General features: G+C 71.6%; 11 protein-coding genes. 3 read left to right on the top strand and 8 right to left on the bottom strand.

Translation table 11 applies throughout. The annotated features are described in order from the left end of the window. The first annotated feature begins 97 nt into the window (after positions 1–97). Together ACWDS7_RS40980 and ACWDS7_RS40975 are read left to right on the top strand one after the other, a co-directional pair. Positions 98–1,801: an AMP-binding protein gene (locus ACWDS7_RS40980; protein WP_451933672.1), complete on the top strand. Its 1,704-nt coding sequence runs from the start codon at positions 98–100 to the stop codon at positions 1,799–1,801. A gap of 213 nt (positions 1,802–2,014) precedes the next feature. Beyond that, positions 2,015–3,100 (top strand): glycosyltransferase, encoded by a 1,086-nt coding sequence (locus ACWDS7_RS40975; RefSeq protein ID WP_451933671.1) that lies wholly within the window; start codon positions 2,015–2,017, stop codon positions 3,098–3,100. Here the strand turns inward: ACWDS7_RS40975 and ACWDS7_RS40970 are convergent. The 5 genes from ACWDS7_RS40970 to ACWDS7_RS40950 all read right to left on the bottom strand — a co-directional run bounded on the left by ACWDS7_RS40970 (position 3,087) and on the right by ACWDS7_RS40950 (position 8,056). Continuing rightward, positions 3,087–3,854: a helical backbone metal receptor gene (locus ACWDS7_RS40970; protein ID WP_451933670.1), complete on the bottom strand. Its 768-nt coding sequence runs from the start codon at positions 3,852–3,854 to the stop codon at positions 3,087–3,089. The two genes, ACWDS7_RS40975 and ACWDS7_RS40970, sit on opposite strands and share 14 nt — an antisense overlap. Before the next feature lie 50 nt (positions 3,855–3,904). Next, entirely contained in the window at positions 3,905–7,126 is a 3,222-nt protein-coding gene (icmF, locus tag ACWDS7_RS40965; protein ID WP_451933669.1) for a fused isobutyryl-CoA mutase/GTPase IcmF, read from the bottom strand. 128 nt (positions 7,127–7,254) lie between these two features. Then, positions 7,255–7,443: a hypothetical protein gene (locus ACWDS7_RS40960; protein ID WP_451933668.1), complete on the bottom strand. Its 189-nt coding sequence runs from the start codon at positions 7,441–7,443 to the stop codon at positions 7,255–7,257. 26 nt (positions 7,444–7,469) lie between these two features. Next, a complete protein-coding gene (locus tag ACWDS7_RS40955) occupies positions 7,470–7,805 on the bottom strand; it encodes an ArsR/SmtB family transcription factor (protein WP_306858485.1) in 336 nt (111 codons plus the stop codon). Positions 7,806–7,807: 2 nt separating this feature from the next. After that, the gene (locus ACWDS7_RS40950) at positions 7,808–8,056 is read right to left on the bottom strand and encodes a hypothetical protein (protein ID WP_451933667.1); all 249 of its coding nucleotides are present in this window, start codon (positions 8,054–8,056) and stop codon (positions 7,808–7,810) included. Positions 8,057–8,309: 253 nt separating this feature from the next. On the opposite strand from ACWDS7_RS40950, the gene ACWDS7_RS40945 reads away from it, so the two are divergent. Beyond that, positions 8,310–8,477 (top strand): DUF3073 domain-containing protein, encoded by a 168-nt coding sequence (locus ACWDS7_RS40945; RefSeq protein ID WP_306858483.1) that lies wholly within the window; start codon positions 8,310–8,312, stop codon positions 8,475–8,477. Positions 8,478–8,590: 113 nt separating this feature from the next. Here ACWDS7_RS40945 and ACWDS7_RS40940 read toward each other — a convergent pair whose 3' ends face one another. The 3 genes from ACWDS7_RS40940 to ACWDS7_RS40930 all read right to left on the bottom strand — a co-directional run bounded on the left by ACWDS7_RS40940 (position 8,591) and on the right by ACWDS7_RS40930 (position 12,067). Further along, on the bottom strand, positions 8,591–10,168 hold the full coding sequence (locus ACWDS7_RS40940; RefSeq protein ID WP_451933666.1) for an MDR family MFS transporter: 1,578 nt from the start codon (positions 10,166–10,168) through the stop codon (positions 8,591–8,593). A gap of 253 nt (positions 10,169–10,421) precedes the next feature. Continuing rightward, positions 10,422–11,063 (bottom strand): TetR/AcrR family transcriptional regulator, encoded by a 642-nt coding sequence (locus ACWDS7_RS40935; RefSeq protein ID WP_451933665.1) that lies wholly within the window; start codon positions 11,061–11,063, stop codon positions 10,422–10,424. Between the two features lie 137 nt (positions 11,064–11,200). Further along, positions 11,201–12,067: a universal stress protein gene (locus tag ACWDS7_RS40930; protein WP_451933664.1), complete on the bottom strand. Its 867-nt coding sequence runs from the start codon at positions 12,065–12,067 to the stop codon at positions 11,201–11,203. Positions 12,068–12,236 lie beyond the last annotated feature (169 nt).

The raw sequence follows: 12,236 nt of genomic DNA, 5'->3' as shown, positions 1-12,236 counted from the left end.
GAATCGGGCCGTCCGCCTGATTCCGGCCGCCCGCCGGGCGGGTAGGTGAGTCCTGACAGTCACGCGCGACACCCCGTCGCCGCCGGAGGGAGCCGTCATGGTGGGCACGACGAAGAACACCGAGATCTACCGGGAGGCCCGGGACCTGCTGCTGGACCTGGGCGGGGACTACGAGGGGGCGGTGGGACGGTTCGCGTGGCCGGTGTTCCAGGGCGCCTTCAACTGGGCGCACGACTGGTTCGACGTGATCGCCCGCGGCAACGGGCGGACGGCCCTGTGGCTGGTCGAGGAGGACGGGTCTGAGACCCGCCACACCTTCGACGAGATCGCCTGCCGCTCGGACCAGGTCGCGGCCTGGCTGGCCGGGCAGGGGGTGGGCCGCGGCGACCGCGTGCTCGTCATGCTGGGCAACCAGGTCGAGCTGTGGGAGTCGATGCTGGCGGTGATGAAGCTCGGCGCGGTGATCATGCCGACGACCACGGCACTGGGCCCGGCGGACCTGCCCGACCGCATCGAGCGCGGCGGCGCCCGGCACGTCATCGCCAACAGCGCGGACACCGCGAAGTTCGCCGGGGTGGCGGGCGACTACACCCGGATCTGCGTCGGCGAGGCACCGGCGGGGTGGGCCGCCTACCGCGACGCCTACGCCGGCGCGGCCGGGCCCGTGGCGCACCCGGGCACCGCGCCGGACGACCCGCTGCTGCTGTACTTCACCTCCGGCACGACCAGCCGGCCGAAGCTGGTGGAGCACACGCAGGTGTCCTATCCGGCCGGACATCTGTCCACCATGTACTGGATGGGCGTGCGGCCGGGCGACACGCACCTGAACATCAGCTCGCCGGGCTGGGCCAAGCACGCGTGGAGCTGTTTCTTCGCCCCGTGGATCGCCGAGGCGACGATCTTCGTCTACAACTACGCCCGCTTCGACGCAGGCGCGCTGCTGGCCCAGATCCGCCGGGCCGGGGTGACCACGTTCTGCGCGCCGCCGACGGTGTGGCGGATGCTGATCAAGTCCGACCTGTCCGGCGGTCCCGGCTCGCTGCGGGAGGTGACGGCGGCCGGCGAACCGCTGAACCCGGAGGTCATCGAGCAGGTCCGCAACGCCTGGGGGCTGACGCTGCGCGACGGGTTCGGGCAGACCGAGACCACCGCCCAGGTCGGCAACACCCCGGGGGCGCCGGTCAAGCCCGGCTCGATGGGCCGTCCGCTCCCCGGGGTACCGGTGGTGCTGGTCGACCCGATCACCGGGGAGCCGGCCGAGGAGGGCGAGATCTGCGTCGACCTGGCCCGCAGGCCGATGAACCTGATGACCGGCTACCAGGGCGACCCCCACCGGGAGCGGGAGGCGATGGCCGGCGGCTACTACCACACCGGTGACATCGCCTCCCGGGACGCGGAGGGCTACATCACCTACATCGGGCGGACCGACGACGTGTTCAAGGCCTCCGACTACAAGATCTCGCCGTTCGAGCTGGAGAGCGTGCTCATCGAGCACCCGGCCGTCACCGAGGTCGCGGTGGTGCCCGCGCCCGACCCGGTCCGGCAGGCCGTGCCCAAGGCGTACGTCGTGCTCGCCCCGGGCTGGACGCCGGACCGGGAGACCGCGCTGGCCATCCTGCGCCACGCGCGGGAGAAGCTGGCCCCTTACCTGCGGGTGCGCCGGGTGGAGTTCGCCGAGCTGCCCAAGACGATCTCCGGCAAGATCCGCCGGGTCGAGCTCCGCGCCCGCGAGGAGCGGGCCGCCGGCACCGGCTCGGCCACGGAGTGGCGCGACGACCAGTTCCCCGAGCTGCGGGCCTGAGCGGAGACGGTGCGTCCGGCGACCCGGCGGTGCCGTCCGAGGTCGGGGAGGAGAGGAGGAGGTCGTCCGTTCACAGCGGACGGTGACGGGAAAGGGGGCGCCCGCTCCTTTCCGCTCTCAACCGATAGTGCACCGGCGGGCTTGCCACAAGCCCCGGGTCGTGCCGCAGAATCGTCGGCCGAGGCCAGAACCTGCGGAAACGGGAGTCGTGGAATGCGTGTGTTGTTGTTGACGTACGGGTCGCGCGGGGACGTCGAACCGATGGTGGGGCTCGCGGTGAGTTTGCGGGAACTCGGCGCGGAGGTGCGGGTGTGCGCGCCGCCGGACTTCGCGGAGCTGCTGGACGGTTCCGGCCTCCCGCTGGTGCCGCTCGGCCGGTCGGTGCGCGAGATGGCGTCCGGGGCGGTGACCGGGAAGGAGCCGCTGCCCGCGGCGAGCCTGCCCCAGCGCGCGGCCCAGATGGTCGCCGCGACGTACGGATCGGTCGCCGCGGTGGCCGAGGGATGTGACGCGGTGGTGGCGACCGGCTTGATCCCGGCCGCGGCCGCCGCTCGGTCGGTGGCCGAGAAGCTGGGCATCCCCTACGTGTTCGTGGCCTGCTTCCCGACCTACCTGCCGTCGCCGCACCACCCGCCGCTCGCGTGGACCCGGCCGCTCCCACCGGAGGTGACCGACAACCGGGTGCTGTGGGACCTGAACACGGAGGACATGAACGCGCTGTTCGGCGAGGTGATCAACGGCCACCGGGTGTCGATCGGCCTGCCCCCGGTGGACAACGTCCGCGACCACGTCTTCACCGACCAGCCGTGGCTGGCGGCGGACCCGGCCCTGGGCCCGTGGCTGCAGCCGGCGGACCTCGACGTGGTGCAGACCGGCGCGTGGATCCGGCCGGACGGGCGCCCGCTCCCGGCCGATCTGGAGGCGTTCCTGGACGCCGGCGCACCCCCGGTGTACGTGGGCTTCGGCAGCATGCCCATGCGCGCCGCGCAGGACGTCACTGGGCCGCCCGGGTGGCCGAGCTGGGCATCGGCGCACACAACGGCCCGACCCCGACCACCGAGTCCCTGTCAGCCGCGCTCAGGACGGCGCTGGCCCCCGAGACCGGCGCCCGGGCGAGGGCCGTGGCCGGCACGATCCGCACCGACGGGGCGACGGTGGCCGCGAGGCTGCTGCTCGAAACGGTCAGCTGAGAAAGGCCGCCGGTGTCCGCGTGAACCACGCGGGATCACCGAGCCGGGGAAAGTGCCCCGCGCCGGGCTGCGCCGCCGACGTTTCGACCCGGGGTTCAGCCGCCGGTGATCGTACGGCGTAGCTGGGCCGACAGCACCGCGGGCGCCTCGACGAGCGAGGGGCCGTACCACGTCAGGTGGCGCCCGTCGAGCAGGGCCGCCGCGACGCCGGGGAAGCTCTCGGGGCCGTCGTCCGCGGTGAAGCGGTACGGCTCGTCCGGCAGCACCACCAGGTCGGGCCCGGCCTCCCGCAGCCGGTCGATCGGGATCTTCGGGTAGCGCTCGGGGTGGTCGGCGTAGATGTTCACCACGCCCAGCCGGGCCAGCACGTCGCCGGTGAAGGTCTCCCCCCCGACGACCATCCACGGCCGGCGCCACACCGGGATGACCGCCCGGCACCACGGGGCGCGGGCCTCCTGCCGCCAGGCGGCCTCCGCCCCGTCCAGCCAGGCCGGGCGGGGCAGCCGGCACGCCTGGGTGAGAACGCGCTCCAGCGAGGCCAGCGCCTCGTCGACGGTACGGATGACCGTCACCCACACCGGGACGCCGGCCGCCCGGAGCGCGTCGAGATCGGGGGCCCGGTTCTCCTCGAAGTTGGCCAGCACGACGTCGGGGCGGAGCGACCTGATCAGCTCCAGGTCCGGGTTCTTGGTGCCCCGGACCCGGGTGACGTCGAGGCCGGCGGGGTGGCTGCACCAGTCGGTGGCCCCCACGAGCAGCCGGGGCGCGGTCGCCGCGACGGTCTCGGTCAGGGAGGGGACGAGGGAGACGATCCGGCGCACCCTCGTGGGGACCGCGACCGTGGCGCCGGTGTCGTCTCTCATCTCGCCGTCCTCTCGGCCCGTGGCCGGCTCCCCGGCCGGGCCGGCCCCTGTCACACGTTACGGCGGTACTGCCCGCCGGCCTCGAACAGCGCTTCGGTGATCTGACCGAGGGAGCAGACGCGGGCGGCGTCCATCAGCGCGGCGAAGGCGTTCTCGTCCGACGCCGCCGCCTGGCGGAGCCGCTGCAGGGCCTGCGGGGCCTGTCCGGCGTTCGCCTCCTGGAAGTCGCGCAGGCGGTGCAGCTGGGACTGCTTCTCCTCCTCGGTGCCGCGCGCCAGCTCCAGCGGGCCGTGGTCGGCCTCGCCCTTGGGGTTGCGGAAAGTGTTGACCCCGATGATGGGCAGGGAGCCGTCGTGCTTGCGGGTCTCGTACAGCATCGACTCGTCCTGGATGCGCCCGCGCTGGTAGCCGGTCTCCATCGCCCCCAGCACGCCGCCCCGGTCGGAGATGCGCTCGAACTCCTTGAGCACGGCCTCCTCGACCAGGTCGGTGAGCTCGTCGACGATGAACGAGCCCTGGAGCGGGTTCTCGTTCATCGCCAGGCCCCACTCGCGGTTGATGATGAGCTGGATGGCCATGGCCCGCCGTACCGAGTCGGGGGACGGGGTGGTGACGGCCTCGTCGAAGGCGTTGGTGTGCAGGCTGTTGCAGTTGTCGTAGATCGCGATGAGCGCCTGCAGGGTGGTGCGGATGTCGTTGAAGTCCATCTCCTGGGCGTGCAGGGATCGGCCGGAGGTCTGGATGTGGTACTTCAGCTTCTGCGCCCGCTCGGCGGCGCCGTACCGCTCGCGCATCGCCACCGCCCAGATGCGGCGGGCCACCCGCCCGAGCACGCTGTATTCGGGGTCCATGCCGTTGGAGAAGAAGAACGACAGGTTCGGCGCGAAGTCGTCGATCTTCATGCCGCGGGCCAGGTAGGCCTCGACGTAGGTGAAGCCGTTGGCCAGGGTGAAGGCAAGCTGGCTGATCGGGTTGGCCCCGGCCTCGGCGATGTGGTAGCCGGAGATCGAGACCGAGTAGAAGTTGCGCACCCCGTTGGCGATGAACCATTCCTGGATGTCGGCCATCATCCGCAGGCTGAACTCGGTGGAGAAGATGCAGGTGTTCTGCCCCTGGTCCTCCTTGAGGATGTCGGCCTGCACGGTGCCGCGCACGGTGGCCAGCGTCCTGGCGCGCAGCTCCGCGGCCTCCTCGGGCGAGGGCGGGCGGCCGTGCGTGTCGCCGAAGCGGTCGAGCGCCTGGTCGACGGCGGTGTTGAGGAAGAAGGCCAGGATCGTCGGCGCGGGCCCGTTGATCGTCATGGAGACCGAGGTGTTGGGCGCCGACAGGTCGAACCCGTCATACAGCGCCTTCATGTCGTCGAGCGTCGCGATCGACACCCCCGACGTGCCGACCTTGCCGTAGATGTCGGGGCGGAGCGCGGGGTCGTTGCCGTACAGCGTGACCGAGTCGAAGGCGGTGGACAGCCGGGTCGCCGGCTGGCCCTCCGACAGGAGCTTGAAGCGCCGGTTGGTACGGAACGGGTCGCCCTCTCCGGCGAACATCCTGGTCGGGTCCTCGTCGTCCCGCTTGAAGGGGAAGACGCCGGCGGTGAACGGGAAGCGGCCGGGCAGGTTCTCCGCGCGCAGGAACCGCAGCAGGTCGCCGTGGTCGGACAGCCGCGGCAGCGCCACCCGCGGGATCCGGTTGCCCGACAGCGTCTGGCGCCACAGCGGGGTCCGCAGCTCCCGGTCGCGGACCTTCACCACCAGCTCGTCGGCCCGGTATTCCTCCGCCGTGTCGCTCCATCCCTCCAGGAGCGCCCGGCTGCCGGGATCGACTCCGGCGGCCGCACGGGCCAGCAGGAGGTCCACGACGGCGGTGTCGGCGCCCTCCCCGGCGACCATCTCCCGGACGGCGGTGAGCCGCTGCAGGCCGCGCACCGCCTCCGCCTGATCCGCGGTGTGGGCGTGGTAGCCGCGGACGGTCTCGGCGATCTCGGCCAGGTAGCGGGACCGGGCCGGTGGCACGATGCCGTCGGCGACCTTCGAGGTGTTCCCGCTCACCTCGGGGAGCACGCCCGGGGTCTCGGGCAGCCCGTGCTCGCCGAGCAGGCCCCTGAGGCGCTGGTAGAGCGCGGTGACGCCGGCGTCGTTGAAACGGGAGGCGATCGTGCCGTAGACGGGCATCTCCTCCGGCGGGACCCCGAACGCCTCGCGGTTGCGGACGAGCTGGCGGCGCACGTCGCGCAGCGCGTCCTCGGCGCCCCGGCGCTCGTACTTGTTGATCGCGACCACGTCGGCGAAGTCGAGCATGTCGATCTTCTCCAGCTGGGAGGCCGCACCGAACTCCGGCGTCATCACATACAGCGACACGTCCGCGAACGGCACGATCGCCGCGTCGCCCTGCCCGATGCCCGGAGTCTCCACGATCACCAGGTCGTGGCCGGCCGCCCGGCAGGCCGCGATCACGTCGCCGAGGTGCGCGGGCAGCTCCTGCGCCCCCCGGGTGGCCAGGGACCGGAAGTAGGCGCCGCCGCCGGACAGGCTGTTCATCCTGATCCGGTCGCCCAGCAGCGCTCCCCCGCCGCGCCGCCGGGTCGGGTCGACCGCGATGACGGCGACCCTGAGCTTGTCCTCGAAGTCGATCCTGATCCGGCGCAGCAGCTCGTCGGTGAGCGAGGACTTACCCGAACCGCCGGTGCCGGTGATGCCCAGCACCGGGACCGTGCGGGCGGCGGCGGCACCCCGCAGCGCCTCCAGCCACGAGGCGTCCGCGGCGCCGGACTCCACCATCGTGATCGCGCGCGACAGCGCCCGGTGGTCACCCGTGACCACCTCGGCCATCGCGGGCGCCCCGCCGGCGGTCAGGTCCACGTCACACGCCTCGACCACCTTGTTGATCATTCCGGCCAGCCCCAGCCGCTGGCCGTCCTCGGGCGAGAAGACCCCGGCGACGCCGTGGGCGTGCAGGAGGTCGATCTCCTCGCGCACGATCACCCCGCCGCCCCCGCCGTAGACCTTCACGTGCCCGGCCCCGCGCTCGCGCAGCAGGTCCACCAGGTAGGTGAAGAACTCCACGTGCCCGCCCTGGTAGGAGCTGACGGCCACGCCCTGCGCGTCCTCCTGGATCGCCGCGGTGACGATCTCGTCGACGGAACGGTTGTGGCCCAGATGGATGACCTCGGCGCCCTGCGACTGCAGGATCCGCCGCATGATGTTGATGGCCGCGTCGTGGCCGTCGAACAGCGCCGCCGCCGTGACGACGCGGACCGGATTGACGGGAACGTGCACGAGGGCTCCTCCGACTGACGGCCGACTACTCCACCTGGACTTCCCTCAAAATTACTAGGACGTCCTAGTAAATACTAGGACGTCCTACTGATTTCCGCTCCGGCTTCGGCCGAATCCCCGTGCCGGCCTCAGCCGAGATCCCATGCCATGACGACCGCCAGGCCGACGAGGTGGATCAGCACGACCACCGTGATGAGGAAGACGAACACGAACTTCGCGGGCCCGTGCTCGAACTGGCTGCCCTCCTTCAGCGCGGGCCGCTGCGCCTGACGGTCGGCGATCCGCTCTTCGAGGGTCTTCCTCTTCCGGTTGGTCACGGCGGTCCTCGGGTCGGGGTGAGCGCTCATCCGCGGGCCTCCGCCCGCAGCTCGGCCAGCAGTTCTCCCTGACCCGCCAACAGCTCGGTCAGGATCCGCCGGGCGGCGACCATCAGATCGGCCACATCGGCGGTGGACAGGGCGTAGACGACGGTGGGCCCCTCGCGGGTGGCGGTCACGATCCCGGCCCGGCGCAGCACCGCCAGCTGCTGGGACAGGCTGGACGCCTCGACGTCGATCGCGGCCAGAAGGTCACGGACAGGCAGCGGGCCGTCCTGCAGCAGTTCGAGCACCTGGATCCGGACCGGATGGCCGAGGGTGCGGAAGAAGTCGGCCTTGGCCTGATTGAGCGGCACCGGCATGATCACACAGCCCCGTCGGCGGGCCCGCCGCCCGCGTACCGCACGTCGACGCCGTGCCGGTCGGCGATGCGCAGCAGGCTCTCCAGCCGTCCGGACAGGATCTCGACCGCCTGGCCGTCGAAGGCGTGCCGCGTGATCCGCAGCTCGGCGTCGACCTCGTCGACACATGCCCGCAGCCGCGCCGCGAACTCGCCCCGGCCTTCCGCTTCCCGTAGATCAGGTGAACTTCGGCTCCCGAACAGCGAATACACGACACTCATCATGTGCCAAGTTGCATAATTGTTCAAATTGTAAGGTTTATAGGTAAGCTGACGGCAGTGATATGTTCTCGGACGTCGCTCAGCCGGCCCGGATCCCGGTCCGGACCAGGTCGGCGGCGGAGCGCGACACACCGGGCACGGCCGCCGGCGGCGGGGCCGGCCCAGGGTGTCACGCTGCGTCAGCCGACAGCGCGACTGTGACAAGAGGTCGAGCACGCCTGCGTGCGTAGAGGGAGTGCAGCCAATGGGGCGGGGTCGAGCCAAGGCGAAGCAGACGAAGGTGGCTCGCCAGCTGAAGTACGGCACCCACGACATCGATCTTGAGCGGCTCCGCAGGGAGCTCGGCAGCGGTGACGATCCCGCGCCCGAGACCGAGACCGAAGACCCCGCCGACGGGTCCCCCGGCGGCTAGGTCGGTGACCGACTGACCTGCGGCCCGTCCCCCTTTCACAGGGGGCGGGCCGGGTCCGTCCTGACGTCGGTGGTCGCACGCTCAGGCGGTCACACGCTCAGGCGGTCGCACGCTCAGTGCGTGGCCGCGCTCTCCTGGGCGAGCCGTTCGTCACCGGTGAGGGTGTTGAGCGGCTTCTCCTTGATGAACAGCACCGCCACGAGGGCGAGCGCGGTCAGCGGGGCGCCGATGAGGAACAGGTCGGCGGTGGCGGTGGCGTAGACGTCCTGGATCACGCGCACCACCGGCGCGGGCAGCGTGGAGATGTCGGGTACGGCGTGGCTCTGCTCGCCACCGGAGGCGGTCGCCACCGGGCCGAGCTTCTCGGCCATCAGGCTGGTGACCCGGTTGGCCAGCACGGCGCCCAGGGCGCTGACGCCGACCGCGCCGCCCATGCTGCGGAAGAACGTCAGCACGGAGGTGGTGACGCCCAGGTCGTGGGCCGGGACGTCGTTCTGCGCGGCGAGCACCAGGTTCTGCATGAGCATGCCGACGCCGACGCCGAGCACCGCCATGTACAGCGAGAGCACGGGGACGCCGGTGTCGGCGCCGATCGTGGACAGCAGGAGCATGCCGGCCAGCATGATCACGCCACCCGCGACCAGGAACCCCTTCCAGCGGCCCCACTTGGTGATGAGCTGCCCGGCGACGGTGGAGGAGACGAGCAGGCCGAAGATCATGGGCAGGCTCATCAGGCCCGCCACGGTCGGCGACTTGCCCAGGGCCACCTGGAAGTACTGCGACAGGAAGACCGTCCCGCCGAACATCGCGACGCCGACCAGCACGCTGGCGACGGTGGCCAGCGCGACCGTGCGGTTGCGGAAGACGCCGAGCGGGATGATGGGCTCGGCCGCCCGCGACTCCACCCACACCGCGACGGCCAGGATGAGCACTCCGGCGCCGACCAGGCCGGCCGTCCACGCCGAGGCCCAGGCGAACTGGTTGCCCGCCAGCGACGACCACACCAGCAGCGTCGAGACGCCCGCGGTGATGAGGAAGGCGCCGAGATAGTCGACCTTCACCTGCTTCCGGACGACCGGCAGCTTGAGGGTGCGCTGCAGCAACACGATCGCCAGGATCGTGAACGGCACGCCGATCAGGAAGCACCAGCGCCACCCCAGCCAGGAGGTGTCGACCAGCAGGCCGCCGATCAGCGGCCCGGCGACGGTGCCGACGCCGAACACGGCGCCGAAGATGCCGGCGTAGCGGCCCAGCTCACGGGGCGGGATCATCGCGGCCATCACGATCATGGACAGCGCGGTCATGCCTCCGGCGCCGACGCCCTGCACCACCCGGCTCACGATCAGGATCTCCACGTTCGGCGTGAGACCGGCGATCAGCGAGCCCACCACGAACAGTCCCAGCGAGAGCTGGATCAACAGTTTCTTGCTGTAGAGGTCGGCCATCTTGCCCCACAGCGGCACGGTGGCCGTCATCGCCAGCAGCTCGGCGGTGACGATCCAGGTGTAGACGGTCTGGCTGCCGCCCAGGTCGGTGATGATGCGCGGCAGCGCGTTGGCCACGACGGTGGAGGCCAGGATGGACACGAACATGCCCACCATCAGCCCGGAAAGCGCCTGCAGCACCTTGCGGCGGGAGGGACGCTCGGTGGCGTCGGCGGCCGCCTCCGGCGGCACACTGGTGGTCGTCATTCTTCCTCGGGTTCTCTTGCTTCAGGGGACCCGGCGCGAAAGGGCGCCGGGCCTGGAACGGGTGGCAGGGCCGTGGTGTGACCGGGCCGTGGTGTGGCCGGCACCGGGCGGTGCGGCCGGGGACGGAGCCGGGTGGGGGAACGGACGTGACGGGACCGGGCGAGAAGAGGGCGTCACGGGACCTGTTGGGTCACGGGACCTGACGGATCACGGGATCTGTTGGGTCACGGGACCTGGTGGAAGGAGGGAGAGGTCAGGCGGGAGAGGAGGGGTCCGCCAGCCCCGCCGTCAGATGGTCGAATGCCTCGTCGAGCAGCTCCCCCAGCTCGCGGCCTCCGCCCCCGGCGCTCCAGCGCATCATCGCGACCCGGAACGCCGTCCATGCCACGGCCGTGACCAGGATCGGGTAGCCGTCCGCCACCGGATCCGCACCGATCCGCCCGGCGACCGCCTCCGCGATCATCCGCTCGGCCTCGGCGCCGTTGGCAACGAGACGGGGCAGCAGCGACGGATTCTGCTCGAACACCTTCAACCGCAGCAGCCACTGCTCCTGCCGGGCCTGGATCTGGTCCGCCTCGGCGCGCAGCGCCCGCCGCAGCACCTCGATGACCGGTAGCTCCGCCGGCGCCGACCTCATCATCTCGCCGATCTGCGTGTCGGTCCCCGGCCCCTTGCCGGTGACCGCCTCTTCCTTGCAGGAGAAGTAGTTGAAGAAGGTGCGCGAGGAGACGTCGACGGCCTGGCTGATGTCCTCCACGGTGACCCCGCCGATGCCCCGCTCGGCGACCAGCTCCAGAGCGGCCCGCTCCAGAGCCGCGCGCGTCTCCTGTTTCTTCCGGTCCCGCCGGCCCAGATCGACCGCGCCCGGCCGGTCACTCGTATCCACGATGGTCACACCATGGAGCATAGGCGAAAACTTTCACCTTCTGCATGTTTTCATAATCTGAAGTGATATACGACACAGTGAAATGGCGTGTCCGGCTGCTCCCCGCCCACGCCGTCTCCCGGGACCACCGGGAGGACAGCCCCCGGTCAGACATGCCGGGGACGTGTCCCGGCGGGGACCACCGCGAGGGGGCAGGCGGCGTGGTGCAGCAGCGAGTGGCTCACCGAGCCCAGCAGCAGCCCGGCCAGCTCGCCGCGCCCGCGCGATCCCACGACCAGCACGTCCGCCTGCGCCGAGGCGTCCCTCAGCACGTCCACCGGGTGCCCGTGCTCCACCTGCTCGACGAGCTTGACATCCGGGTAGGACCCGCTCCAGGCCGCCAGCGCCTCGGCCGGCCGGCGCCGCTCGCCCTCGGCCATCTCCTGCGCGACCGGCGGAGCGAAGAGACCGCCGCCGGCCGCGGGCCGTCTCCAAGCGTGGATCGCCCGCAGTGTGGCACCGCGCACGGACGCCTCGGCGAAGGCGAAACCGATGGCGGCCGCACCGGACGGGGAGCCGTCGATGCCGACGACGATCTCGCCGCGGGTGTGCGCGGGCAGGTCGCGGACGACGGCCACCGGGCAGGCGGCGCGCCCGGCCACTCCCAGCGCGACCGATCCGAGCAGCATGCCGCGGAAACCGCCCAGCCCGTGGCTGCCGACCACCAGGAGCTCGGCGTGCTCGGCTGCCTTGAGCAGGCCGAGGCGGGGGTCGCCCGGCAGCAGCAGGGTCTCCGCCTCGACGTCGCCGTCTTCCTCGCGCGCCCGCCTCAGTGCTTCGGCCAGCGTGGACGTGGCCCCGTCGCGCATCCACTGTCCCACGGCGGCGTGCCGGACGCCCTGCGGCATCTCATAGGCCCAGACCGGCATGATGTGTACGATGCGCAGCTTGGCGCCGCGCAGGCCCGCCTCCCGCACCGCCCAGCCCACGGCCTCAAGGCCGGCCCGCGAGCCGTCGACTCCCACCAGGATCATGACCTCCCCCTTCCGGTCACTACGGCCGGCGCTCCCGGAGCACCTCGGTGACCGGCCGCCGGACGCCCCCGCCCGCGCCGGAGGTGTAGCCCAGACGCATGATCATCTGGGGGTGTTCGCCGGACAGCAGTTCCTGCCGCAGGAACTCCCGCAGGTGGGGCATCTCCAG

This window comes from Streptosporangium sp. NPDC003464 (assembly GCF_053588315.1).
Note: the sequence above shows the minus strand (reverse complement) of the source record. Positions and strands in the feature narration are given on the sequence as shown.

Excerpts from the sequence above, each read along its gene's own strand:
- ACWDS7_RS40940 (WP_451933666.1), bottom strand. The coding sequence starts at position 10,168 with ATGACGACCACCAGTGTGCCGCCGGAGGCGGCCGCCGACGCCACCGAG.
- ACWDS7_RS40975 (WP_451933671.1), top strand. The coding sequence starts at position 2,015 with ATGCGTGTGTTGTTGTTGACGTACGGGTCGCGCGGGGACGTCGAACCG.
- ACWDS7_RS40930 (WP_451933664.1), bottom strand. The coding sequence starts at position 12,067 with ATGATCCTGGTGGGAGTCGACGGCTCGCGGGCCGGCCTTGAGGCCGTG.
- ACWDS7_RS40945 (WP_306858483.1), top strand. The coding sequence starts at position 8,310 with ATGGGGCGGGGTCGAGCCAAGGCGAAGCAGACGAAGGTGGCTCGCCAG.
- ACWDS7_RS40970 (WP_451933670.1), bottom strand. The coding sequence starts at position 3,854 with ATGAGAGACGACACCGGCGCCACGGTCGCGGTCCCCACGAGGGTGCGC.
- ACWDS7_RS40955 (WP_306858485.1), bottom strand. The coding sequence starts at position 7,805 with ATGCCGGTGCCGCTCAATCAGGCCAAGGCCGACTTCTTCCGCACCCTC.
- ACWDS7_RS40980 (WP_451933672.1), top strand. The coding sequence starts at position 98 with ATGGTGGGCACGACGAAGAACACCGAGATCTACCGGGAGGCCCGGGAC.